Genomic DNA, 22,872 nt, shown 5'->3' with positions numbered 1-22,872 from the left:
AGCCGGGAGCACGGCGTCGATTACCGATCAGGTAATCAGCTGAGCGGGTTCGTGAGCAGCAGCTCCGTGTTGTGGTCCCCGTCCGACCCGACCCGACCCAGGTCCACGTGGATGTCGTTGTACGAAAGCTCGCGGTAGAGCGAAGCCAGCGCGGCGGGCGTCCGCGCGGAGTAGTCCACGGCGTAGGGCGCGGCGGCCTCGATCAGCGTCGTGAAGATCGACAGCGTGCCGTCGCCGTTGTCGGCGAGTTCCAGGATGCGCGCGTGCTGCGGGAAGTCGACGTGGGAGGCCGTGTTGATCTCCCAGAAGCTTTGGGCGGGCGTCTTGCCGACGTGCGGGGTGATCTTGTTCAGGTGCGTGTGGCCGTTGATCCACCCCACCACGTTGGGGAAGCGGTTGAGCAGCCCGACGAACGCCTTGCCGTCCAGCCGCGGCTCCAGCAGGTGGCGCGAGTCCGGCAGGAGGTTGCCCATGGTGTCGCTGGTGTGGTGGCTGAAGAGCACGAACAGCTCATCCGTCACCGAGTGGGTGACCTTGCGGCCGAAGAAGTCGTAGTACGTGGACGAATTGCGCTTCAGCGTCGATTCGACCCAGGTGAACTGGCCGAGGCCGATCGAGCCGTCGGCGAAGCCGCCCAGGGTGGTGGTGTCGAGGCTGATGCCGGTGACGCCCGGGGCGATGCGGAACGTGTAGTAGACGTTGCGGCCGTCGGCGTTCTCAGAGGTGAAGCCGTGGCCGACCGGACCAGGACCGGTGTTGCCGGACTCCAGGTGCGCGGTCACGAATTCCGCGGTGGTGAACGGCCGGCGCCGCGCGTCGGGCGTCACCTCGCGAATGGTGCCGGAGCCGCCGAACAGCTCGGTCAGCGGCACGCTCTGGCCCTTGTTGATGGCCGAGCCCAGCTTCGCGGCGGTGCTCTCGTTCTTGCCGATCACCTTGTACCGGCTCGTGTACCACGCCTCGATGCCCGGGATGCCCTCCGGCAGCGTGCCGACGACGCTGTCGTCGTGGTTGCCGAACGTGCAGAACCACGGCACGTCGAGCCCGGGCGCGGTGAACGGCGCGATCCCGGCTTCGAGCAGGCCCGGCAGCTGCGGGAAGCCCTTCTTCGAGTACGCGTCGTCGAGCGGGGTCGACGGGTTCCAGAACGCGTCGTTGCCCGAGACCTGCACGCCCTCGTACCGCGACGGGTCGCCGGAGTTCGGGGTGATGGCGCCGCCGTTGAGGCTGGTGAGGAACCAGTCGAGCTCGAGCAGCTCGTGGTTGTCGGTGTTGTCGCCGGTGGTCACCAGGAAGTCGAACGGACGGCCGGTGAACGGGCCCTTCGCGACGCTGTTCACCCGCTGCACCAGCGCACTCGTGGCGGCCGTGCCGAGCGCCTCCTGCGGCCGGTGCGCCGAGCTGACGTACGGGTGCAGGTACTCGAACCGCGCCGGCGACTCCGTGTCGGTGATGTGCAGGTCGGTGAACTGCACGAACGCGCCCAGCGCCGTGCGCCGGTCGTCGCGGCCGTCCTTCGGCGCGGCCAGCTCCGCGCGGACCACGAGCGGCCAGCCGGGCCCGCCCGTGAGCCGGGAGTACGTGGCGGTGCCGGGTGTGACGGCGGTGGCGACCTGTTCGAGCGTCGTTCCCGCCGTGCTGACGGTGCGCGCGGCGGTGCGCTTCAACGCGCGGTCGAGTGCGTTGGCGGTCGGCGTGCACAGCAGCAGCCCCACGCCGGCGGCGCCTGCCGTGGTGAACGTCCGCCTGCTGAGCTGCGCCATCTTCGCTCCCCGGTGTCGGCTGCCCAGCACGCTGCCGGACGGCGGTGGACCTCCGGTGAACGCAACATGAAACGTGCTCACATTCACCGTGACAACGGGGCTGACTTTGTCACAACCGGCGGCCGGGAGCTACCCGACGAAGGGCGGGTTCAGCAGTAGAACGCGCACGTGCTCGTCGCAGCGCCCGCGAGCGTCAGGAAGATGATCAGGAAGATCACGGCGGGAATGGCGGCGATGATGCCGCACACGAGCCCGGCGATGGCCATGCCGTTGCCGCCGTAACCCGGCTTCCCGGCCTGCACCATGCCCGCCCACGAAAGGGCGATCGCCGTGATGGCCGCGATGACGTCCCAGAACGGCACCCAGAACGTGATCAGCGCCAGGATGCCGATGATCATGCCCGCGATCGCCAGGCCGCTCTGCTTCACCGGCACGTAGCCCGGGGGGTACGGCGCGTACGCCATCGGCTGCGAATACGGCTGCACCGGGTACCCGCCGGAGTAAGGCGCGGAATACGGCGCGGAATACGGCACGGGCAGCGGCGCCGAAGGGGGCTGCTGAGGCTGTTGCGGCGTGGGGTACCCGTCGGCGCCGTAGTACTGGCCCTGCTGGTTGGGCTGCTGCTGGTAAGGGTCAGTCATCGGGTGCTCCAGTTTCCGGACGTCGAGTACGAGGAGTTTATGGGGGAAGCGAGCGCGTTTGGGGGCGGAATCGGCGGATTGACCACCGCGATCGGGTTGTCTCCACGCCCGGTGGGGCGCCACCTTGCCCGATCGGGAGGCGCGCTGGCGCAGTCCGGTGTGCCGCGCTCAGCCCTTCAGCCCCGACTCCGTGACCCCGCGCACGAGGTAGCGCTGCAGGAACGCGAACAGCAGCACGATCGGCAGGATCGACAGGGCCGCGGCGAGGAACAGCAGGTTCAGCTGCGGGTTCTGCGACGTCAGCAACCCCGACAACGCCACCTGCACCGTCCACGAATCGGGCGACTGCGCGATGATCAGCGGCCACAGGAACGCGTTCCAGCTGCCGATCACCGAAATCACGGCGATCGCCGCGAAGAAGCCCCGCGAATTGGGCACCACGACGCGTCGGAACACACCCCAGCGCGTGAGGCCGTCGACGCGGCCCGCTTCCTCCAGCTCACGCGGGAAGTCGAGGAAGTACTGGCGGAACAGGAACACGCTGAACGCGCTGAACAACCCCGGGATCACCAGGCCGCGCAGGTCCGAAAGCCAGCCCAGGCTGGAGACGACCACGAAACTCGGCACGAACGTGACCGACGTCGGGATCATCAGCGTGGCGAGCACCGCGTAGAACACGGCTTTCGAGTGGCGGTAGGGGACGCGCGCGAACCCGTAGCCGGCGAGTGAGCAGATCACCAGCAACCCCAGCGTTTGCAGGGTGGCCACGATCGCCGAATTGAGCAGGCTGCGCGCGAACGGCACGTCTTCCAGGGAGAACAGGCGCGTGAAGTTCTCCCAGTGCACTTCACGCGGCCACAACGTCCAGCTCGGGGCCGCGATTTCCGCGCGTGAGGCGAGCCCGTTGCGCAGCAGCAGGTAGAACGGCAGCAGGAACAACACCGCGGCCACGATCAACGCCGTCCAGCGCAGCGCGGCTTTCACGACAAGGCCTTCACGAGACTGCACCGCGGTCGAAGCGGAAAAGCTTGCCCTGCAACAACGTCACGAGCGCGATCAGCAACGCCAACAGCACCGCCCCGGCGCTGCCGCGGCCCAGATCCTGCCCGCCGGAACCCAGCGACGTGTAGTAGAGGTACACCAACGGCGGCCGCGCGAACGGCGGATACCCGCGCGAGTCGCCCATGATGTTGTAGAATTCGTCGAACGCCTGGTACGCGTTGATCAGGTTCAGCAACAGCACGGCCACCGAGGTCGCGCGCAGCTGCGGCAGCGTGATGTGGCGGAACACCTGCCAGCCCGGCTTCGCGCCGTCGAGCCACGCGGCTTCGTAGAGCTGGTCCGGAATCCGTTGCAGCGCCGCCAGGAACAGGATCAGGTAAAACCCGAGCTGCAACCACAGCCGCGCGGTCACCAGCACGACCCAGTACAGCGGCGGGTCGACCGTGCCCGTCCACGCCACCGGGTCGGCGCCGAACAGGCCCAGCACCGTGTTGGCGAGCCCGTAGCGCACCCCGGAGAACAGCGACGTCTTCCAGACCAGCGAAGCCACCACGTACGAACACGCGAACGGCAGGAAGAACACCGACCGGAAGAACGCGCGGGCGAACTTCAGCTGGTGCACCGCGAGCGCCAGCACCAGCGACAGCACGAACGTGAGCGGCACGATCACGACCGCGAACACGCTGAACGTGCCGAGGCTCGCCAGGAACGGTCCGTCGGTGAGCATGTGGCCGTAGTTGGCCAGCCCCACGAAGACGCTTGGCGTGACCGTGTTGCGCGCGTCGAAGAACGACAGGTACACGCTCCAGCCGATCGGCAGGTACGCGAACACGGCCAGCCCGATCAGGAACGGGCCGACGAACCCCCAGAACGCCAGCGTGTCCCGGGCTTTCCGGGACAGTGCCGTCAACGCAGCCTCATCCGAACAGGCGCTTCAGCTCGGCCTGCGCGACCGTGACCGCCGCCTTCGTCTGAGTCACCGGGTCGGCGCCCTCCTTGGCGATCTTCGCGACGGCGTCGGACAACGCGGTGTTCGCCTGCTGGGTCCACACCGGACCGCCGACGAGGTGGCTGTTCTCCTTCACGAACCGCGCGACGTCGGCGGCCGGGCCCGAGCGCAGCGTGTCGGCCTTGTCGATGAGGCTCTGGCGCGCGGGCACGTGGAAGCCGTAGCGCGTGGCGAACTCGAGCTGGTCGGCCGTCTGGTCGACCCACAGCCACTTCACGAACGCCTTGGCCTCGGCCACGTGCTTGCTCTTCGCGTTGACCATCGCGCCGTACGCGCCCACCGGCACCGAAGGCGCGCCACTGTTGTCCAGCTTGGGGAAGGGGAGCACGGCGAAGTCGTCGTTGAACGCGTCGCGGATCTTCGGCATGTTCCACAGCCCGGTCCACTGCATCGCACACAGGCCGTCGATGAACGCACCCGGGTCGGACCAGTCGGTGGGCGCGCCGAGCAGCAGCGAACTGTTGGAGTTCAGCGTGCGCAGCTTGCCCAGCGCCGTGGCCGCGCGCGGGTCGTCGAAGCCGACCTCGCGGCCGCCGGGCTTGAGGTAGTCGAGCCCGGCCGACCACAGCAGCGGGCCGGTGAGCGTGCCGACACCGCCGTCGTTGCCCGCGAACAGGCCCTTCACGCCGTCGCGCGAGAGCTTGCCGGCCGCGTCCACCAGCTCGTCCACGGTCTGCGGCGGCTGCACCCCCGCGGCCTGCAGCAGGCTGGGGCGGTAGAAGAGCACCTGCGTGTCGGTGGCCTGCGGGATGCCGTAGACCTTGCCCTCCACGGTCTGCGCGGCGAGCACGGCCGGGCTGAAGTCGCCTTTCACCGGGCCGATCACGTCGTCGAGGGCCACGACCTGGTTCTGGCGCACCCAATCGATCTTCACCTGGGCCTCGAACACGTCGGGCTCGGCGCTGTTCTGCAGCGCGGTCACGATCTTCGAGTCGTAGTCGCCCGGGTTCCACTGCACCTTCACGGTCGCGCCCGGGTACGAAGCCGCGTAGCCGCGCACGGCGTCCTGCACACCGTCTTCGCCGTACGCGTGGTACCACTGCTGCAACGTGACCTTCGTCGGCGCTTTCGACGGCGGCGGCCCGGCCGACATCGCCGTGGACGGGGGCGGGTCGCCGGGGCGCCCGGTGTCCGAACCGCACGCGGCCGCGACCGCGCCCACCGCCGCCGTTCCCGCGAGGGTCAGGAACGACCTCCTGCTGCGTGTCTGCATCCCGAAAATCCTCCGACGCCTGCCTTGGGAGCGTCAGACTCCCTCAAGACAGGCGCCGGAGGACCGACGACTCGCCGGAGAATTACCCGTTAGAGCTGTGAGATGTCGAGCTTTCCCTCCGAGTAGGACGCGCGGATCCGCTTCTTGTCGAACTTGCCGACGCTGGTCTTGGGCACTTCGTCCACGAAGGTCCAGTTCTCCGGCAGCTGCCACTTCGCGACCTTGCCGGACAGGTAATCGCGCAGCTGTTCGGCCGTCACGCTCTGGCCTTCCTTCACGACGACGGCCACGAGCGGGCGCTCGTCCCACTTCTCGTCGGGGATGCCGACCACGGCCGCCTCGGCGACCGCCGGGTGGCCCATGACCTGGTTCTCCAGGTCGACCGACGAGATCCACTCGCCACCGGACTTGATCACGTCCTTGGCGCGGTCGGTGAGCGTGAGGTAGCCGTCGGCGCTGATCTTGCCGACGTCACCCGTGCGCAGCCAGCCGTCGTGGAACTTCTCCGGGTCGATGGCGTCGCCGCCGTAGTACGCGCCGGCGATCCACGGGCCCTGCACCTCGAGCTCGCCTACGGCGTCGTTGTCCCACGGCAGCTCTTCGCCGTTGTCGCCGATGAGCCGCGCGGCCACCGACGCCGGGAAGCGGCCTTGCGTGTAGCGGTAGGCCCAGCGCTCCTCGCCGGTCGCGCTGCCCGGCGGACGCGCGACGCTGCCCAGCGGCGACGTCTCGGTCATGCCCCAGGCGTGCAGGATCGGCACGTCGTAGCGCTCTTCGAACGCGTGCATCAGCGAAGGCGGCGCGGCCGACCCGCCGACGACGACCTCCCGCACGTGGGAGATGTCCTGCGGGTTCGCGTCGAGGTGGGCGAGCAGGCCCTGCCAGATCGTGGGCACGGCCGCGGCGAACGTCGGCTTCTCGGCCGCCAGCATCGCCGCGATCGGGGCCGGCTGCAGGAAGCGGTCGGGCATCAGCAGCGAGGCGCCGACCATCATCGCGGCGTACGGCAGGCCCCACGACATCGCGTGGAACATCGGCACGATGGCCAGGGCCTTGTCCTCCTGGGCCAGGCGCATGCTGTCGGTCATGCAGACCTGCATCGAGTGCAGCCAGATCGAGCGGTGGGAGTAGACGACACCCTTCGGGTCACCCGTGGTGCCGGACGTGTAGCACATCGCGGCGGCCGAGCGCTCGTCGATCTCGGGCCACTCGAACTCGCTCGGCTGGGCCGCGAGGAGCTCGTCGTAGGAGTGCACGGTGATGCCCTCGGGGGCTTCCAGCGCCTTGGCGTCGCCGTTGGCCACGATCACGTGCTTGACCGTGGTGAAGCTCGGCAGCTGCTTGGCCAGCAGCGGCACGAGCGTGCCGTCGACGATGACCACGTGGTCCTCGGCGTGGTTCGCCACGAAGGTGAGCTGCTCGGGGAAGAGGCGGATGTTGAGGGTGTGCAGCACCGCGCCCATGGCCGGCACCGCGAGGTAGGCGGCCAGGTGCTCCGCGTTGTTCCACATGAACGTGCCGACGCGCTGGTCGCCCGTCACACCGAGACCGCGCAGCGCGTTGGCGAGCCGGGCCGCGTGCTGCCCGAGCTCGGCGTAGGTCTCCCGGCGGGCTTCTGAACCGGTCCAGGTGATGACTTCGCTCTTCGCGTGGACCTTCGTGCCGTGCCGCAGGAGCTTGGCCAGCGACAGCTGCCCGTCCTGCATCGTGCTCAACATGGGTGACTCCCGTGGTGCTCGTTCGCCGGTGAACTGGGGTGCCGCCGACTCTAATGGCGGACGGGCCGCCGGGGCATGATCGGCGGGGGCAACGTTCGATCACGGCCGTCCCCGTAACGGGTGGCGGCCCCTCGTGGCCGCGATCGCGCCAGTTCGGCACTTTTCGTTGCAGCGCAACAAAAAAGAGCGTCGTAACCGTCCTGAAATAGAGCCTCATTCGGGTGAGTAATGGTGCCGAAAACGAGGGAGGTCTGACGTTTCCGCAGGCTGCGAGGGGTCCTCTTGTGACTTGTCCACCGGGTGGTCGGAGGGTGATAAGTGCGTGTCGGTTGCGCGCTCTTGGAAGGTGTGGCGTTTACTGGGGCCGTGGTAAGAGACGGCTGGCCAGCGCTTGCACTTGCAAGCATCGGGAAAAAGCCGTCGGCCGCGAAAGCGGAGACCTGAGAGGAAAGGACACTACGTTGGCTCTGCCCACGTTGACTCCGGAGCAGCGCGCCGACGCCCTCGCCAAGGCGGCAGAGGCGCGTAAGGCGCGTTCGGAGCTGCTCGCGTCGATCAAGTCCGGCACCACGAGCATCGAGAAGGTGCTCAAGCAGGCCAAGGAGAACAAGACCATCGGGAAGACGAAGGTCACCCAGCTGCTCAAGGCCGTTCCCGGCCTGGGCGCGGTCAAGGTCGCCGCGCTGCTGGAGCAGGCGGGGATCGACCCCGACCGCCGGGCCGCGGGCCTCGGCGAGCGCCAGCGCGAAGCCCTCATCGACGCGCTGAAGTAGCACCCCGGGACGGCCGCGGGGAAAGTGCTCCGAAGGTGTTCTTCTGACAACACTTTCCCCGCGGAGCTCCCGGATCCTGGGACGCTGGTCCGGTGACGACCAGTACCGCACCGGCGACCCCGGTCGAGACAACCGTCCGCTACCAGCGTGGCGACTTCCTGTTCGCGACGGCCCGGCGAGCACTCCTCGCCCAGGGTTCGGTCGCCGCCGTGACCGATACCGACCCACGGCGGCTGGCCAGGACCGTGGCCGACGAGCTGACCAGCTCGGGCGTGCCGCTCGCGGTCGGGGCGCTGCCCTTCGACACCGGCCCGGACACGACCACACCGGGTCATCTCGTCCTGCCGCGCACCGTGCACCGGGCGCAGGCCGAGGGCGAGCCGGCCGCGGTGTCCGGTCCGGAGGACCTGCCCGCGCCGACGGCCACCCGTGAGGTGCCGTCGGAGGAGGGCCACAAGGCCAACGTGCGGGCCGCCGTCGCGGCCCTGCGCGACCGCGGCCTGCGCAAAGCCGTGCTCGCGCGGGCGCTGGAGCTCGAGTTCGCTTCAGCGGTGCCGGTCGCGAAGATCGTGCGCAACCTGGCCCGCGGCAACCCGCGCCACTTCACCTACGCCGCCGAGCTGCCCGGCGGGCGCACCCTCGTGGGCGCCACGCCCGAGCTGCTGCTCTCCCGCGCCGGCGACTCCGTGTTCACGACCCCGCACGCGGGGTCCATGCCGCGCTCGGCCGACCCCGAGGTCGACCGCGCCAACGGCGAGGCCCTCCTGGCGTCCGCGAAGGACCAGGAAGAGCACGCCGTGGTGATCGACTACGTCGTGGAGGCCTTGCGGCCGTTCTGCCGCAAGCTCGACGTGCCCGCCGCCCCCGAGCTCGTGTCGACGCCCGCCATCTGGCACCTGCGCACCGCCATCACCGGTGAGCTCGTCGACCGCGAGGTCACCGCCCTGGACCTCGCCGCGGCGCTGCACCCGACGCCCGCCATCTGCGGCACGCCGACCGCTCCGGCCCGTTCGCTGGTCCAGGAACTCGAACCCTTCGACCGCGGCTACTACGCAGGCACCGTCGGCTGGGTCGACGCCCACGGCGACGGCGAGTGGGCCGTCGCCATCCGCTGCGCGGAGATCGCGGACACCTCCATGCGCCTCTACGCCGGCGGCGGCATCGTCCCGGCCTCGGACCCGCAGGCCGAGTTCGACGAGACGATCGCGAAGTTCCGCACCCTCCTGGGTGCCATGGGCCTCGACTGACTCGTCAGGGGAGCCAGTGCTCCTCGGTGACCTCGAGCGGTTCGGTGGTCAGCGCCGCGACGGCCGCGCGGTGGCCCTCGGCCGCTTTGAGGTCCGCCAGGCGCGTGCGGGCGGGGTCCAGGGCCGGGTCACCCGAGGAGACGAGCTCGGCGGGGGCGTCGAAGCGGGAGAACGTGATGCTCTGCAGCGGGATCTTCAGGCCCTTGCCGGTGGCCTTCATCACGGCCTCCTTGCGGGTCCAGTAGACGAAGAACGCCGCGGAGCGCTCGGCGTCGGAAAGACCGGCCACCGCCTCCTGCTCCGCGGGGCTCAAGGCGTACTCGACCAGCGACTTGTCGGCTTTGCGCGACGACGTTTCGACGTCCAGGCCCACCGCCACGCCGTCGGTCGCGGCGAGGCCGATCAGCGAGCCCGAGTGCGAGATGGACAGCGTGAGGTCCGAACCGGGCACGCGCGGGCGGCCGTGGGGCTTGCCGCAGTCCTCGCAGGTGGCGTCGAAGGTCACGGACTCAACCGGCACGCCGAGTCGCGAAGCCGTGAGTGTCTTGGCGAGCACGCGGCCGGTCAGGAAGCGGCGCTTGTCCAGCTCCAGCCGGTAGGCGTCGTAACGGCCGCGCTCGAGCTCGTCGAGCAGGCGGAGGAACCGATCCTCCGCCTCGAGCGGTTCCGACCACCGGACCACGATCTGCGTCACCTGGCACCCTCCTCGTCCCCTCCGATCTTCCCGGCGCCGGGACGGGTTGTCACGCCGACCACCCAGGGACTAGGGGGACTCCGGGAAGTAGCGGTACCCTGGCGACTAAGCAAGCGCTTAGCGAGGAGGACGGGAGTCTCGATGGATTTCACCCTGAGCACCGAAGAACGCGAAGTGCGCGACTGGGTGCGCACGTTCGTCCAGCGTGAGCTCGTGCCGCGGGAGCAGGAGGTGCTCCGCCGCGAGCGCGCCGGTCAGCCGGGGGTCACGGCCGAGGAGCTGAAGGAACTGCAGCTCAAGGCCAAGGAATCCGGCTTCTGGGGTGTGCTCACGCCCGAGGAGTACGGCGGCATGGGGCTCTCGGCCGTGATGGCCGCGCTGCTGGAGGCCGAGCTGGGCCGCACCTTCGTGCCGTTCCGCTTCGGCGGCGCCGCGGACAACATCCTGTTCCACGCCAACGAGGAGCAGAAGCAGACCTACCTGCTGCCGACGATCTCCGGCGAGCGCAAGTCGTGCTTCGCGATCACCGAGCCGGGCGCCGGGTCCGACGCGAAGGCCATCCGCACCACCGCGCGCAAGGACGGCTCCGACTGGGTCATCAACGGCGAGAAGACCTTCATCACCGGCGGCAACGAAGCCGACTTCGTGATGGTCTTCGCCATCACCGACCCCGAGAAGGGTGCCAACGGGGGCGTCACCTGTTTCCTCGTCGACCGTGAGATGGGCTGGAAGTCCGAGTACATCGACACGATGGGCGAGTGGGGCCCGGCGGCGCTGGTGTTCCAGGACGTGCGGGTGCCCTCTTCGCAGATCCTCGGCGAGGCGGGCCGCGGGTTCGAGTTGGCGATGCAGTGGATCGGCCAGGGCCGCTACCTGCTGCCGGCCCGCGCGATCGGTTCGTGCGAGCGGCTGATCTCCATGGCCATCGAGCACGCCAACACGCGCGAGACGTTCGGGCAGAAGATCGCCGAGCGTCAGGCGATCCAGTGGATGATCGCCGACTCCGGGGTGGAGCTCGAAGCGCTGCGCTGGCTCGTGCTGCACGCCGCGTGGCAGGTGGACCAGAAGATGGACTCACGCCACGCGCAGTCGATGGCGAAGCTCTACGGCGGCCAGAAGGCCAACGAGATCGTCGACCGCGTGCTGCAGATCCACGGTGGCATGGGTTACACCCGCGAGCTGCCGGTGGAGCGCTGGTACCGCGAGCTGCGCCTGCTGCGCATCTACGAGGGCACCGACGAGATCCAGCGCCGCACCATCGCGCGCAATCTCCTCAAGGGCCACGTGAAGGTCGGCGGCGCGCTCGGCTGAGCCACGGGGTCAATGAACCACTGGGCCACTGAACCGCTGAGTCACTGAACCGCTGAGTCACTGAACCGCTGAGTCACTGAACCGCTGAGTCACTGAACCGCTGAGTCACTGAAGCGCTGAGTCACTGAAGCGCTGAGCCGCTGCGACGGGAGGAAACCGTGAAGGCCTCGTGGCCGGACGCTGTGTTCGGCCACGAGGCCTTCATTCGGTGAACGGTGTTCTCAGAAAGTCACTTGTTGCTGTTGCGGAGTGCGATGGGGACGCCGGCGAGGTCCTCTTCGTTGCAGAGCACCTTCACGTCGTAATAGGGCGAGCCCTGCCGATCGTCGTAGTCCAGGTGAATCGCCAGGATGTCGAGCGGTTCACCGAGCCACTCCTGAGCTTGACGAAGCCACCCGGCACAGCGTTCGAGTGCGGTCGGCAGATCGTCGTCACGGAACTCGACCGGGCGGTAAGGCACATCCTGTACCTGGTCGCGGGGATTTGCTGGAGCGGGCAGGCTAGGTGCGAGACCCGAGTCGTCCAATTCCAGGTGGATCGTTTGCTCAGTCACCCTTCGAGCGTCCCCCACGTTCGCCCAATCAGCAAGGCGTAGGGGCCTAAAACCCCGGCTGAACAGGCATGTCCCACACCTGGGCGACGACTTTCAGGCACTGTCGCAGATCCGGAACGGCTACGGCGACCGGGTGTCCGAGCGCGCCGAGCACCAGCTCCGCGTAGTGCGTGGCCAGGCCTTCGAGCGGCGCCGGCCCGAGTGGTGAGTACCAGCGGGCCACCCCGCTGCACATGTCCAGCAGCGCCAGGCGGGTCACGGCCGGGTGTGCGGTGTGGAACACGCCCGCCGCGACGCCGTCGGCGATCGCGCTCGCCCACCGGGCCTCGTATTCGTCCCGCAGAGCGACCACCCGCGTACGCGCGGCATCCGAGAGCGCGCCGACTTCGTTGTCCACCACGCGGGTTTCGGCCGGCCGGGCGGCGTGCGCGAGCACGTGCAGCGCCACCAGCGAACGCAGCCGGGCCACCGGATCGGCCATCCCGGCGGTGGCCTGGTCCGCGGCGTCGAGCAGGCGCCGCAGCGCCGTGGTCATGATCTCGACGAGCAGGTCCTCCTTGGTGCCCATGTAGTGGTACAGACTCGCCGACGACAGCTCGGCCTCACTCGCGAGATCACGGATGCCGGTGCCGTGGAAACCCTTGGCGGCGAACAGTTTGACGGCTGCCGCGCGCACGCGTTCACCGCTGCTCACAGCCACGTCCCGGTGGTCCGGTCCCATGCGCCCGCGCGCAGGTTCGTCGTCTTGCGCAGCTCGCCCTTCGCGACGCGTTCCGAAGGGGTGAGCGGGAGCTCGTCGGCGAAGGCCCAGAAGCGCGGCACCTTGAAGTAGGCCAGCTTCTCGGCGCAGAACTCGGCGAGCTCCTCGGGTGCCACCTCGGTTTCGCACACGACGTAGGCCTTGACCTCTTCGCCGCGCAGCTCGTCGGGCACCGCGAGCACGGCCGCGAGGCGCACGGCGGGGTGCAGCAGCAGCGCGCGCTCCACTTCGTCGGCCGAGATGTTCTCGCCGCTGCGCCGGATCATGTCCTTGGTGCGGCCCACGAAGAACACCCGGCCCTGGTCGTCCATGCTCGCGAGGTCGCCGGTGTGGAACCAGCCGCCGGCGAACGCGCGCGCGGTCGCGTCCGGGTCGTCGTGGTAGCCGTGCATCAGGCCGATGCCGCGGATGAGCAGCTCGCCGGTTTCCCCGCGCGGCAGGGGTTTCCCGTGCTCGTCGGCGATCATCACCTCGCGGTCGCGGCTGGGCCGGCCGATGCAGCCGGTGCCCACCGCGACGTCGTGGTCTTCTTCCGGCACGCGGATGTCGCCGCCGGTCTCGGTCATGCCGAACGCCTCGTACCACGGCGTGCCCCACCGCCGTTCCAGCTCGGCGTGCAGCTCACGCGGGATGGCCGACGCGCAGATCGCACGCACGCGGTGGTTGCGGTCGTCCTCGTGCGGGGGTTGGCGCAGCAGCAGCGTCGGCATCAGGCCGAGGCAGTAGAACCAGGTGACGCCGTGTTCGCGCACCTTGGTCCAGAACGAGCTCGGGTGGAAGCGGTCGAGCACCACGAGGGTGGCGCCGCCCGCGAGTCCCAACGCCACATTCCACTGTGGATCGATGTAGTGGAACGGCTGCGCGGTGAGCAGCACGTCGTCCTCGCCCACGGCCGGGAAGTCGGTGGCCAGGCTGATCGCCAGCGTGGTCCAGTACCGGTGCGGCAGCACGCAGCCCTTGGGGGCGCCGGTGGTGCCCGAGGTGTACTGGATGTTCATCGGCTGCTCGGCGACCACGTTCGTGGCCGCGCGCGGATCGGTGGCGGGCAGCTCGGCCGGCGTCAGCACGCGTTCGACGGCGGTGTCCGGCGCGATCTTCTCCAGCAGCGTCACGAACTCCTCGGCCGCCACCACGAAGCGCGCGCCGGAGTGACGCAGCACGTGGGCGCCGTCTAGCTCACGGTAGTTGGTGTTCACCGGCACCAGCACCGCGCCGAGCTTCGCCAGCGCGAGCCACAGCAGCGGGAACTCCGGCTGGTTGCGCAGCATCACCGCGACGCGGTCGCCGGGCCGCACCCCCACCTCGTGCAGCGCGGCGGCGAACCGGCCGCTGCGCTCGTCGACGTCGGCGAACGTGAAGCGCTCGCCGGTCGCGTCGAACACCCACGCCGTGCGCTCGGGCCAGCGCCGCGCGGCGCGGTCGAGCAGCGCCACGAGGGTGTCTGCCTGCGGCTTCACGCGCGGCTCCGGAACGCCTCGGTGGATTCGCGCACCGCGGCCGAGTGCTCGGTGATCAGCGCGTGGCTCACTTCCAGCTCCAGCGCCGACTCCAGGGCGTGGTCGATGCCGGCGTCGAGCGCGCGCTTGGCCATGGTGGCGGCCTCGGCCGGGTGGTGCGCGATCTTCTCGGCCCAGCCCAGCGCGAGGTTCATGAGCTCGGCCGCGGGCACGGCGGCGTTGACCAGGCCCAGGTCGTGGGCGCGCCGGCCGTCGAGGCGCTCGCCGAGCAGGAGCAGCTCCTTGGCCCTCATCGGCCCGACCAGCAGCGGTAGCAGCCGCGAGGCCGCGCCCGTGACGCTCAGCCCGAGCGAGACCTCCGGGAACGCGAACACGGCGTCGTCGGCGGCCAGCACCAGGTCGCAGCCCAGCGCGAACTCCGCCCCGGCGCCGATCGCGTAGCCGTGCACGGCGGCGATCACCGGCTGCGGCAGCGCACGCAGCTTGCGGGTCACGTCCTGCAGCCGGTCGAGCCGGGCCCGCGAGTCGCCTTCGGGGGTCGGTTCCTTGAGGTCGTGGCCGGCGCAGAACGCGCGACCGTTGCCGGACAGCAGAACCACCCGGGCGTCGCTGCGCGCGACGCCGTCCAGTGCGGTCAGGAAGTCGTCCACCAGCACGGGTGCCACGGCGTTCAGCCGCTCGGGACGGTTCAGCCGGACGTGCGCGATGCCGCCCTCGACGGCGAGGTCCACGGTGCTCATGAGCGTGAGCCTAGACGTTCGATCGATCGATCGATAGGGTCAGGTTCATGCGGGTCGACGCGGTGTACGAGAACGCCCGGCTGCTCACCGGGGAGAGCGCGCTGGCGGTGCTGCACGGGCGGATCGTGGCGCTGGGCGAGGACGCCGAAGGGCTTTCGGCACGTACTCGCGTGGACCTCGGCGGTGCCCACGTGGTGCCCGGGTTCCACGATGCCCACAACCACATGGCGTGGTTCGGAATGGGCCTCGACGACGTCGCGCTGAGCGGCTGCCGCAGCGTCGAGGAGGTGTACGACGCCGTGGCGCGCCGGGCGGCCGAGCTGCCGGCCGGCAGCTGGGTCGTCGGAAGCGGTTACGACCAGAACAAGCTGGCCGGCGGCGCGCACCCCGACCGGCACGGCCTCGACCGCGCGGCGCCCGGGATGCTGGTGCGGCTCAAGCACACGTCGGGGCACATGACCGTGGTCAACTCCTCGGTGCTGCACCAGCTCGACCTGGCGCACGTGCCGGTGGGCGGCGACGTGGTGCTGGACGCGGCCGGCTCGCCGACCGGCCTGCTGCGCGAGCAGGCCCAGCTGCTGCTGCGGCCGTTGACCTACCCGACGCCGATCGACGCCGTGGTCCGCGGCCTCGACCGCGCGAGCGTGCGGTTCCTGGCCGAGGGCATCACGAGCGTGCAGGAGGCCGGGATCGGCGGCGGGCTCGTCGGGGAGACGCCCGCAGAGCTGGCCGCGTACCAGCTGGCGCGCGAACGCGGGGTGCTGCGCGTGCGGAGCACGGTGATGGTGGCCGCGAGCGTGCTGCACGACCTGCCCGACGGCGCCGGTTTCGGCCTCGACCTGGGCCTGCGCACGGGCTTCGGCGACGAATGGCTGCGCGTGGGGCCGATGAAGCTCTTCGCCGACGGTTCGCTGGTCGGGCGCACCTGCGCGATGCATTCGCCGTTCGACGGCGAGCCGGGCAACCGCGGCTACTTCCAGGTGCCCGAGGACGAGCTGGCCCGCACGATCCGCCTCGCCCACGACGCCGGCTGGCAGATCGCGACGCACGCCATCGGCGACCGCGCGATCACCGTGGTGCTCGACGCGTACGAAGCCGCGCTGGCCGCTTCGCCGCGCGAAGACCACCGGCACCGCATCGAGCACTGCGCGGTGCTGCAGCCCGCGGAGCTGGCGCGGCTGGCTTCGCTGGGGCTCATCGCTTCGCCGCAGGGCCGCTTCGTGAACGAGCTGGGTGACGGCATGCGCGCGGCCCTCGGTGAGCAGCGTGTGCCCTGGTGCTACCGCCTGCGCAGCGTGCTCGACGCCGGCTGCGTGCTGCCCGCCAGCTCCGACCGTCCTGTGGTGGACGGCGCCCCGCTGCTCGGCCTCGCGGACATGGTCCACCGCCGCACGTCGTCGGGCGCGCCGTTCTCGCCCGAGGAAGCGCTCACCCCGGCGGAGGCCCTGCGCGCGTACACCTACGGCTCGGCGTACGCGACCTTCGCCGAACACGATCTGGGCACGCTGGAGCTCGGCAAGCTGGCCGACTTCGTGGTCCTTTCGGGTGATCCACTGTCCGCTTTGGACAGTGCTGTGGACGGGGGTGGGAACCTGCGCGTGCTCGCCACGGCCGTGGGCGGCGAGCTGCGGTACGAGGCGTCGTGAGCTACCCGGATCTTTTGCCGACGAACGCGCACGCTTCGCGCGCCAGCGCGGGCCAGTCGAGCGGCGCTTCCTGGGCGAGCGCGAACCACTCCTTCATCGGCGTGCCCTTGTTCGCGTCGAACCGCACGCCGTGGCCCTCGGCCACCAGCTCGTCGACGCGGGATTTCGGTAGCTTCACCACCAGGCAACCGCGGACGAGCATGGCGAAGATCCGGTTGCCGACGCGCAGCGCGCTGGACCCGAAACCGCGGCCGGGCCGCGGTGGCTCGACGCCGGGTTCGCCCAGCAACTCGTCGATCAGGTCCTCGAACCGTTCTTCCGGACTCATGACCGCACCGTAGCCGCCGGCACCGACAGAAAGGGGCTGCTCGCATGCCCGTCCGCGACGCCGTCTTCGAAGACGCCGAAGAGATCTGCGCGCTCATCGAAGAGCACGCCGAGTACGAGGACAAGCACGACCTCAAGCTCGACCGCGCCGAGATGAGCGGTCACCTGTTCGGGCCCGAGCCCAAGGCGTGGGTGCTCATCGCGACGCCGCCCGGCCGGCCCGACGTGGTCGCGGGTTTCGCGTTCTGCAGCTGGAACTTCTCGACGTGGCAAGCGCGCCCGGGGATCTGGCTCGACGACCTGTTCATCCGCCCGGAGTACCGCCGCCACGGCTTGGGCCGCGAGCTGCTCGACGAGCTGCGCGCGCGGACCACCGGCCGCGTCGAGTGGGACATGCAGGCGGGCAACGAGAAGGCCGAGGCGTTCTACGCGCAGCTGGGTGCCGAGCCGGTGCCGGGCTGGATCCGGTACCGCTGGCGGCCGTGAGGGTGCACTGGTCCGGACCAAGTCGTTCAGAGTCGAACCACGTTCGGGCCGGTGAGCGGGGTCCGGGCGGTGAGGGGTGAGCCCGTATCGTATGCGGTATGGAAGATGGTTCCGTCCGGAGGTCGTCGTCGGTCGAGGACTACGTTCGAGTGATCTACGGGCTCGTCGAGCGCGGTGAGGCCGTGACCAACGCGACGCTGGCGGGACGGCTCGAGGTGAGTCCTTCGTCGGCGTCGGGCATGGTCACGAAGCTCTCGCAGCTCGGGCTCGTGGCCCACGTGCCCTACCGGGGCATCGAGCTGACCGCCGAGGGGCGGCTCCTGGCGCGCTCGGTGCTGCGCCGGCACCGGCTGATCGAGACCTACCTGGTCTCCGAGCTCGGCTACACCTGGGACGAGGTCCACGCCGAGGCCGACGCCCTCGAGCACGCCGTGTCCGACCGCCTGGTGGAACGCATCGCCGCCAAGCTCGGCAACCCCTTGCGCGACCCCCACGGCGACCCCATCCCGGCCCCCGACGGCAGCGTGGAGGAAGTCCCGACCCACATCCTCGACGACCTGCAGCCCGGCGCCGTCGGGGAGATCGTGCGCGTGTGGGACACGGACCCGGAACTGCTGCGCTACCTCACCGAACACGCCATCGCCCTCGGCGAACGCATCGAAGTCGTCGAACGCCAGCCCTTCGGCGGCCCCATGGTGGTGAAGGTGGGCCAACCACCAGACGTGGCGACGCACGCCATCGGCAAGGAGATCGCGCAGGCGTTGTCGGTCGCGGTTCGCTGAGTTGTCGGGCGCTGAGTTGTTGGGCGCTGAGTCGTTGGCGCCGGGTCGTCGGGGTACGGGGGCGTCGGGACCGAGCCGTTGGGCTCCGGGTCGTCGGGTACTGAGTTGTCGGGTGAGTTGTCGGGTGAGTTGTCGGGTACTGAGTTGTCGGCGCTGAGTCGCCGTTCGCTGAGGTGTCGACGCTGAGTTGTCGAGCGTCGAGTCGTCGGGCGCTGAGGCTGCGCTTCGGCGCCTGCGGCTTCCGCCGTTCGATCGCCGACAGTGCTGCGCGCTGAGGGCGAGGCACGGCAGGGTTGTGTACGGCAGGGTTGTGTACGGCGGGGTTGTGTACGGCGGGGTCGCGCGGACAGGCCGGGGCAGGGCCCACCCTCCCAGGGGGCCGCCCTTGATCCATTCTACCGGCGCACACCGACAAAACCCGGTGCTCACGGGAGTTGTCTACAGGCAACAGTGATCTTCGGTTCCGCGTTGAGCGAATCTGGCGCCGAGCCGCCAAGCCGCGCCTGCGCCACCCAGACCTGCGCCACCGGGCGTACGCACCGATGTCGCTCCCCAACGGATGTGCGCTACCCCCACTGGCGCCGACGATGGCCGGCATGACCACCAAACCGTTCCGCTTCGGGATCGTCGCCGGGTACGCCCCTGACCTCAAGGCCTGGACCGCCCAGGCCCGGCGGGTCGAGGAGCTCGGTCTCGACACCCTGCTCGCCACCGACCCCGTCGGCGAGGCCGACCCGCTCACACTCGTGCCGGCCGCCGCGGCCGTCACGAGCCGGCTGACGGTGGGCACGTTCGTGCTCGCCGACCCGTTCCGCGACGCCCGCCAGCTCGGCTGGCAGGTGAGCACGCTGCACCGCGTCACGGGCGGGCGCTTCGAGCTCGGCCTCGGCGTCGGGCGGCCCGGCGCCGCCGGCTTCGCGCAGCGGCTCGGCCGCGACTTCGCCAAGCCGGGCGAGCGCATCGCGCGCCTGGCCGACACGATCGCTTTCCTCAAGGAAACGCCCGAACGCCCGCGCCTGCTGCTGTCGGGCGGCGGGCCGAAGATGCTCGCGCTCGCCGCGCGCGAGGCCGATGTCGTCACGCTCTCCTGGGAGCCGCGGACCACGGAATCCGAAGCCGACGCCATTGTGGAGCGCTTCCGCGAAATGGCGGGCACGCGATTCGCCGACATCGAACTTTCGGTGAACTTGATTGCCGTCGGAAATGCGCCTGCCCCCCACATCGCGAAGTACACCGGAGTGGATGTTCCCGAGCTGGCGGCGAGCGGCGCGATCACGGTTCTGCCCGAAAACCCGTCCGCAGCAAAGGAAACTCTTCGCCGCTGGCGGGAACGGTGGGGGATTTCCTACGTCACGGTCAATTCCGGCTACGCGGAACCCTTGGCGGAGATCGCTCGTTCTCTCACCGCAGGCGGGTGATGACCCTTCCGATCATGCGGACTCCGGCCTAGGCTCCGATGTTTCGGGAAGCGACATGGTTCGGAGCGTGTGCGATGACCGGTCAGCGAACGTCGACGATGGACAGGGCGGAAACGGCGGAACGGGATCTCGGGCGGTTGCTCGAGGCCGGTCCGTTCGCCGATGCCCTGCGAGCGGCAATCAGGGCGAGGGGGCTGGGACTGGACAGAATCAGATATCGGTTGCGGGCCAGGGGAACTTCACTGAGCCTGGCGACATTGAGCCACTGGCAATCGGGCCGCTGCCGCCCGGAGCGGCCGGAATCGTTGCAGGCCCTAAGGAATCTTGAAGACATCGTGGGAGTTCCGCCGAATTCCCTGCGTAGGCTTCTGGGGCCGCCGCGTAACCGGGCCAACTATCACCGGTAAATCGCGGGCCCTCCTGATCGCATCACCCCAACTTGACCGTGCGCGAGATCGCGCCGGTTTCTGGATCGGGCGGTGCGATCGGCCGCCAGGCCGATCCGATCGCTCGGTCCAGAAGCCGGCTCAAAGGCGATCTCGCACGCCTCGGCGGAGCCGAGGCCAAGGGCACAGCGATCTCGCACCTCGGCGAAGCCGTGGGAGCATCGATCGCATGCGTGCGGTTGTGATCGAGCAGTTCGGGGTGCTGCCCCAGGTCGTCGAAGTGCCGGATCCGTCCGTGCCACCAGGTGGAGTCGTGATCGAGGTCGATGCCACCGGCGTGTGCCGCAGTGATTGGCACACCTGGCAGGGCCACGACGGCGGCGTGAAGCTGCCACACGTCGCCGGGCACGAGTTGGCCGGGCGGATCGCGGCGGTCGGCGAAGGGGTGCGGGGCTGGGACGTCGGTGCGCGGGTGACGGTGCCGTTCGTGTGCGCGTGCGGGACCTGCGCGCAGTGCGCCCGCGGCGACCAGCAGATCTGCGACGACGAGTTCCAGCCCGGCGCCACTCATTGGGGTTCGTTCGCGCAGCTCGTCGCCATCGAGCACGCGCAGGCGAACCTCGTGGCGCTGCCGGACGGGATGTCGGCGGCGGAGGCGGCCGCGCTCGGGTGCCGGTTCGGCACGGCGTTCCGTGCGGTGCTGCGGCAGGGCGGGGTGCGGGCGGGCCAGTGGGTGTCCGTCTACGGCTGTGGTGGCGTCGGGATCTCGGCCGTGCTGCTGGCCGCGGCGGCGGGCGCGAAGGTCGTGGCGGTGGACGTTTCGCCGGCCGCGCGGGCGCTCGCCGAGCGGTCGGGCGCGGTGGTGAGTGTGGACGCCGCCGCGTTCGACGGGCCGGAAGCGGTCGCGGCGCACGTTCGGGAGCTCACCGGCGGCGGCACACACGTGTCGCTCGACTGCCTCGGCTCGCCGGTCACGTGCGCCGCATCCGTCGGCAGCCTGCGCAAACGCGGCCGGCACGTGCAGGCGGGGCTGATGCCGCCCGCGCAGGGCGTCGCGCCGATCCCGATGCACCGCGTGATCGGTGGTGAGCTGGAGATCGTGGGCATCCACGGCTTGCAGGCCCACGAGTACCCGGAGTTGCTGAGCGTGGTCGAACAGTCGGGCATCGACCTCGCCGGTCTCATCGGCACGCGCATCGGCCTCGACGACGTGCCGGCCGCGCTGGCCGCGATGAACGACCCCGTCCCGGCGCGGGCCGGTGTGACCGTCGTCGAGTTCGACTGACAGGGTTTACACAGCGTGATGACGCTCGATCGTCGCGTCACGTGTCCATCTTGTAGCTGATCGAAGGCTGGCCTGTGACACTCGCATGTGGGAGTGTCAAGATGGCGGTTCTGGCGAGGGGATCCGCCGCAGGAGCGCCCGGCCGGACCCTTCGGGCGCCTCCTGCGGTCAGCCTCACGATTCCGCGCGACAATGAAGTGCGATGGAACTGTTGCCCCGCCCCCGGTCCGAGCTCGCGCCCGGCGCGGTCCACGTGCCCGACTGGCTCGACCTCGACCAGCAGCGTGAGCTCGTGGCAGCGTGCCGCGGCTGGCGCGGCTACCGTCAGACGCGACTGCCCAGCGGCGGCGTGATGTCCGTGCGCATGGTCTGCCTCGGCTGGCACTGGCTGCCCTACCACTACTCACGCAGGCGCGAAGACGGCTCGCCGGTGGAACCGTTCCCGAGCTGGCTGGGCGACCTCGGCCGGCGCGCGGTGGCCGATGCGTACGGCCAAACCACCTACGATCCCGACGTCGCCCTCGTGAACTACTACGACGCCACCGCGAAAATGGGCCAGCACCAGGACAAGGACGAGCGTTCCCTCGAGCCCGTGGTGTCCCTGAGCCTCGGCGACACGTGCGTGTTCCGCTTCGGCAACACCGAAAACCGCAACCGCCCCTACACCGACCTCGAACTGCGTTCCGGCGACCTGTTCGTGTTCGGCGGCCCGTCGCGCCTGGCCTACCACGGCGTGCCGCGGACCCTGCCGGGCACTGCGGACCCGGCGCTGGGGCTCACCGGACGGCTGAACCTGACGTTGCGCGTGTCGGGTCTGTGAGGTTCTCTTCCGGTAGCACCAGCAGCCGTACGGCTATCTGTCGCGCGCCCGGTTCCGGTTCGCCTTCGTTCGTGTACTTCCACAGCAGCGCCCGGTAATCGGCGACGAAGGCCTCCACCTGGTCCTTGGTGAGGGTGAGCCCGGCGCGGTAGATCTGGTGCCAGCCCTCGGCTTCGTCGTAGCCGGCGTACGCGCGGACCACGATGTCGAGGTCGTGGCTCATCTTCAGCGCGCCGATCTGGTCAGCGGCCGTGCGCTCGTCCTCGGTCAGTTCGAGGCCCGGCGGGGTGTAGATGTTCGTCATCATCGAACGCCACCAGCGTTCGCGTCCGGTGGACCGCTCCTCGACCTCGGCGATCAGCTTCTGTTCCGCCAGCTTGCGCAGGTGGTAGCTCGTGGTGCCGGTGCTCTCGCCGAGGGCCTTCGCCACGGTCGTGGAGTTCGCCTCCCCGTGTTTGCCCAGGTAGGTGAGGATGTCGCGGCGCACCGGGTTGACCAGCGCCTTCTGCAGGGCCTTGAGGTCCGGGCCGGTGAGGACGCGTTGTTCCGGTGGTTCCGCCATGGCGCCGAGGGTAGTGCAGAGAACGACTGCAAAGAAAGTTTGCAAAATATCTCTGCAATGAGCTAGCCTGGTCCGGACGGAGGGGGAAGTCATGCGGAGGGGTTGGGTGCCGGCGGTGGCCGGCGCGGGCTTGCTGCCGTGGCTGGGGGTTCTGGCCGCGACGCTGCCCGATACGTACGCGGCGCAACACTGGCAGCTGGCGTGGCTCGGGCTCGATGTCCTGGAGCTGGCGGGCCTGCTGCTCAGCGGCTGGTGGTTGCTGCGCCACGACCGCCGGGC

The 22,872-nt window shown here is 69.8% G+C and carries 24 protein-coding genes; 11 read left to right on the top strand and 13 right to left on the bottom strand.

Annotated features, from left to right (window positions below):
* Positions 1-35: 35 nt before the first annotated feature.
* From ACWEOE_RS04995 to ACWEOE_RS04970, 6 genes are all read right to left on the bottom strand, one after another.
* Positions 36-1,763 carry a TIGR03767 family metallophosphoesterase gene (locus ACWEOE_RS04995; RefSeq protein ID WP_452004084.1) on the bottom strand — a complete coding sequence of 576 codons (1,728 nt, stop codon included), beginning with the start codon at positions 1,761-1,763 and terminating at the stop codon, positions 36-38.
* A gap of 149 nt (positions 1,764-1,912) precedes the next feature.
* A complete protein-coding gene (locus ACWEOE_RS04990) occupies positions 1,913-2,404 on the bottom strand; it encodes a DUF4190 domain-containing protein (protein ID WP_452004081.1) in 492 nt (163 codons plus the stop codon).
* A 168-nt stretch (positions 2,405-2,572) separates the two neighbouring features.
* Positions 2,573-3,355 (bottom strand): carbohydrate ABC transporter permease, encoded by a 783-nt coding sequence (locus tag ACWEOE_RS04985; protein WP_452004573.1) that lies wholly within the window; start codon positions 3,353-3,355, stop codon positions 2,573-2,575.
* A 43-nt stretch (positions 3,356-3,398) separates the two neighbouring features.
* Positions 3,399-4,316, bottom strand: a complete 918-nt coding sequence (locus ACWEOE_RS04980) for a carbohydrate ABC transporter permease (protein WP_452004078.1) — start codon at positions 4,314-4,316, stop codon at positions 3,399-3,401.
* A gap of 7 nt (positions 4,317-4,323) precedes the next feature.
* Complete coding sequence (locus tag ACWEOE_RS04975; RefSeq protein WP_452004076.1) at positions 4,324-5,628, bottom strand: ABC transporter substrate-binding protein; 1,305 nt, start codon at positions 5,626-5,628, stop codon at positions 4,324-4,326.
* An 89-nt stretch (positions 5,629-5,717) separates the two neighbouring features.
* Entirely contained in the window at positions 5,718-7,346 is a 1,629-nt protein-coding gene (locus tag ACWEOE_RS04970; protein WP_452004074.1) for a long-chain fatty acid--CoA ligase, read from the bottom strand.
* 461 nt (positions 7,347-7,807) lie between these two features.
* Between ACWEOE_RS04970 and mihF the strand changes: the two genes are divergently transcribed.
* Entirely contained in the window at positions 7,808-8,119 is a 312-nt protein-coding gene (mihF, locus tag ACWEOE_RS04965; RefSeq protein ID WP_220244543.1) for an integration host factor, actinobacterial type, read from the top strand.
* Positions 8,120-8,211: 92 nt separating this feature from the next.
* Positions 8,212-9,366, top strand: a complete 1,155-nt coding sequence (locus ACWEOE_RS04960; RefSeq protein ID WP_452004071.1) for an isochorismate synthase — start codon at positions 8,212-8,214, stop codon at positions 9,364-9,366.
* Positions 9,367-9,370: 4 nt separating this feature from the next.
* Here the strand turns inward: ACWEOE_RS04960 and ACWEOE_RS04955 are convergent, their stop codons facing one another.
* On the bottom strand, positions 9,371-10,060 hold the full coding sequence (locus tag ACWEOE_RS04955) for a 4'-phosphopantetheinyl transferase family protein (protein WP_452004068.1): 690 nt from the start codon (positions 10,058-10,060) through the stop codon (positions 9,371-9,373).
* A 141-nt stretch (positions 10,061-10,201) separates the two neighbouring features.
* Here ACWEOE_RS04955 and ACWEOE_RS04950 point away from each other — a divergent pair, with 141 nt between their 5' ends.
* Entirely contained in the window at positions 10,202-11,371 is a 1,170-nt protein-coding gene (locus ACWEOE_RS04950; RefSeq protein WP_452004065.1) for an acyl-CoA dehydrogenase family protein, read from the top strand.
* Between the two features lie 229 nt (positions 11,372-11,600).
* Here the strand turns inward: ACWEOE_RS04950 and ACWEOE_RS04945 are convergent, their stop codons facing one another.
* From ACWEOE_RS04945 to ACWEOE_RS04930, 4 genes are read right to left on the bottom strand one after another with little or no spacing between them, the layout of a single operon-like run.
* On the bottom strand, positions 11,601-11,924 hold the full coding sequence (locus tag ACWEOE_RS04945) for a hypothetical protein (protein ID WP_452004062.1): 324 nt from the start codon (positions 11,922-11,924) through the stop codon (positions 11,601-11,603).
* Between the two features lie 46 nt (positions 11,925-11,970).
* Positions 11,971-12,618, bottom strand: a complete 648-nt coding sequence (locus tag ACWEOE_RS04940) for a TetR/AcrR family transcriptional regulator (protein ID WP_452004060.1) — start codon at positions 12,616-12,618, stop codon at positions 11,971-11,973.
* On the bottom strand, positions 12,615-14,141 hold the full coding sequence (locus tag ACWEOE_RS04935; RefSeq protein WP_452004058.1) for an ATP-dependent acyl-CoA ligase: 1,527 nt from the start codon (positions 14,139-14,141) through the stop codon (positions 12,615-12,617). The genes ACWEOE_RS04940 and ACWEOE_RS04935 overlap by 4 nt, the downstream gene beginning before the upstream one ends.
* Positions 14,138-14,881 carry an enoyl-CoA hydratase/isomerase family protein gene (locus ACWEOE_RS04930; protein WP_452004056.1) on the bottom strand — a complete coding sequence of 248 codons (744 nt, stop codon included), beginning with the start codon at positions 14,879-14,881 and terminating at the stop codon, positions 14,138-14,140. The genes ACWEOE_RS04935 and ACWEOE_RS04930 overlap by 4 nt, the downstream gene beginning before the upstream one ends.
* Positions 14,882-14,928: 47 nt before the next feature.
* Between ACWEOE_RS04930 and ACWEOE_RS04925 the strand changes: the two genes are divergently transcribed.
* Positions 14,929-16,527, top strand: a complete 1,599-nt coding sequence (locus tag ACWEOE_RS04925) for an amidohydrolase (RefSeq protein WP_452004054.1) — start codon at positions 14,929-14,931, stop codon at positions 16,525-16,527.
* Between the two features lies 1 nt (position 16,528).
* On the opposite strand, the gene ACWEOE_RS04920 is transcribed toward ACWEOE_RS04925, so the two are convergent.
* The gene (locus ACWEOE_RS04920; RefSeq protein ID WP_452004052.1) at positions 16,529-16,855 is read right to left on the bottom strand and encodes a hypothetical protein; all 327 of its coding nucleotides are present in this window, start codon (positions 16,853-16,855) and stop codon (positions 16,529-16,531) included.
* A gap of 44 nt (positions 16,856-16,899) precedes the next feature.
* Between ACWEOE_RS04920 and ACWEOE_RS04915 the strand changes: the two genes are divergently transcribed.
* The 7 genes from ACWEOE_RS04915 (at position 16,900) to ACWEOE_RS04885 (ending at position 22,031) form a co-directional block, all read left to right on the top strand.
* Entirely contained in the window at positions 16,900-17,340 is a 441-nt protein-coding gene (locus tag ACWEOE_RS04915) for an N-acetyltransferase family protein (RefSeq protein WP_452004049.1), read from the top strand.
* Between the two features lie 98 nt (positions 17,341-17,438).
* Positions 17,439-18,122 (top strand): metal-dependent transcriptional regulator, encoded by a 684-nt coding sequence (locus ACWEOE_RS04910; protein WP_452004046.1) that lies wholly within the window; start codon positions 17,439-17,441, stop codon positions 18,120-18,122.
* Positions 18,123-18,718: 596 nt separating this feature from the next.
* Complete coding sequence (locus ACWEOE_RS04905; protein WP_452004043.1) at positions 18,719-19,540, top strand: LLM class flavin-dependent oxidoreductase; 822 nt, start codon at positions 18,719-18,721, stop codon at positions 19,538-19,540.
* A 74-nt stretch (positions 19,541-19,614) separates the two neighbouring features.
* Positions 19,615-19,947 carry a transcriptional regulator gene (locus ACWEOE_RS04900; RefSeq protein ID WP_452004040.1) on the top strand — a complete coding sequence of 111 codons (333 nt, stop codon included), beginning with the start codon at positions 19,615-19,617 and terminating at the stop codon, positions 19,945-19,947.
* Positions 19,948-19,979: 32 nt separating this feature from the next.
* Positions 19,980-20,171, top strand: a complete 192-nt coding sequence (locus ACWEOE_RS04895; RefSeq protein ID WP_452004037.1) for a hypothetical protein — start codon at positions 19,980-19,982, stop codon at positions 20,169-20,171.
* Positions 20,156-21,211: an alcohol dehydrogenase catalytic domain-containing protein gene (locus tag ACWEOE_RS04890; protein WP_452004035.1), complete on the top strand. Its 1,056-nt coding sequence runs from the start codon at positions 20,156-20,158 to the stop codon at positions 21,209-21,211. Before ACWEOE_RS04895 ends, ACWEOE_RS04890 begins: the two co-directional genes overlap by 16 nt.
* Before the next feature lie 202 nt (positions 21,212-21,413).
* Entirely contained in the window at positions 21,414-22,031 is a 618-nt protein-coding gene (locus ACWEOE_RS04885; protein ID WP_452004033.1) for an alpha-ketoglutarate-dependent dioxygenase AlkB family protein, read from the top strand.
* On the opposite strand, the gene ACWEOE_RS04880 is transcribed toward ACWEOE_RS04885, so the two are convergent.
* Entirely contained in the window at positions 21,988-22,593 is a 606-nt protein-coding gene (locus ACWEOE_RS04880; protein WP_452004030.1) for a helix-turn-helix domain-containing protein, read from the bottom strand. The two genes, ACWEOE_RS04885 and ACWEOE_RS04880, sit on opposite strands and share 44 nt — an antisense overlap.
* Positions 22,594-22,872: the final 279 nt, after the last annotated feature.

The sequence above is a fragment of the Amycolatopsis sp. NPDC004368 genome (assembly GCF_053602515.1).
This window is presented reverse-complemented; position numbering and strand designations above follow the sequence as displayed.

Coding starts and splice junctions, on each gene's coding strand:
- ACWEOE_RS04995 (WP_452004084.1), bottom strand. CDS start 1,763: ATGGCGCAGCTCAGCAGGCGGACGTTCACCACGGCAGGCGCCGCCGGC.
- ACWEOE_RS04910 (WP_452004046.1), top strand. CDS start 17,439: ATGGAAGATGGTTCCGTCCGGAGGTCGTCGTCGGTCGAGGACTACGTT.
- ACWEOE_RS04905 (WP_452004043.1), top strand. CDS start 18,719: ATGACCACCAAACCGTTCCGCTTCGGGATCGTCGCCGGGTACGCCCCT.
- ACWEOE_RS04900 (WP_452004040.1), top strand. CDS start 19,615: ATGACCGGTCAGCGAACGTCGACGATGGACAGGGCGGAAACGGCGGAA.
- ACWEOE_RS04930 (WP_452004056.1), bottom strand. CDS start 14,881: ATGAGCACCGTGGACCTCGCCGTCGAGGGCGGCATCGCGCACGTCCGG.
- ACWEOE_RS04975 (WP_452004076.1), bottom strand. CDS start 5,628: ATGCAGACACGCAGCAGGAGGTCGTTCCTGACCCTCGCGGGAACGGCG.
- ACWEOE_RS04970 (WP_452004074.1), bottom strand. CDS start 7,346: ATGTTGAGCACGATGCAGGACGGGCAGCTGTCGCTGGCCAAGCTCCTG.
- ACWEOE_RS04885 (WP_452004033.1), top strand. CDS start 21,414: ATGGAACTGTTGCCCCGCCCCCGGTCCGAGCTCGCGCCCGGCGCGGTC.
- ACWEOE_RS04950 (WP_452004065.1), top strand. CDS start 10,202: ATGGATTTCACCCTGAGCACCGAAGAACGCGAAGTGCGCGACTGGGTG.
- ACWEOE_RS04920 (WP_452004052.1), bottom strand. CDS start 16,855: ATGAGTCCGGAAGAACGGTTCGAGGACCTGATCGACGAGTTGCTGGGC.
- ACWEOE_RS04990 (WP_452004081.1), bottom strand. CDS start 2,404: ATGACTGACCCTTACCAGCAGCAGCCCAACCAGCAGGGCCAGTACTAC.
- ACWEOE_RS04890 (WP_452004035.1), top strand. CDS start 20,156: ATGCGTGCGGTTGTGATCGAGCAGTTCGGGGTGCTGCCCCAGGTCGTC.
- ACWEOE_RS04925 (WP_452004054.1), top strand. CDS start 14,929: ATGCGGGTCGACGCGGTGTACGAGAACGCCCGGCTGCTCACCGGGGAG.
- ACWEOE_RS04880 (WP_452004030.1), bottom strand. CDS start 22,593: ATGGCGGAACCACCGGAACAACGCGTCCTCACCGGCCCGGACCTCAAG.
- ACWEOE_RS04915 (WP_452004049.1), top strand. CDS start 16,900: ATGCCCGTCCGCGACGCCGTCTTCGAAGACGCCGAAGAGATCTGCGCG.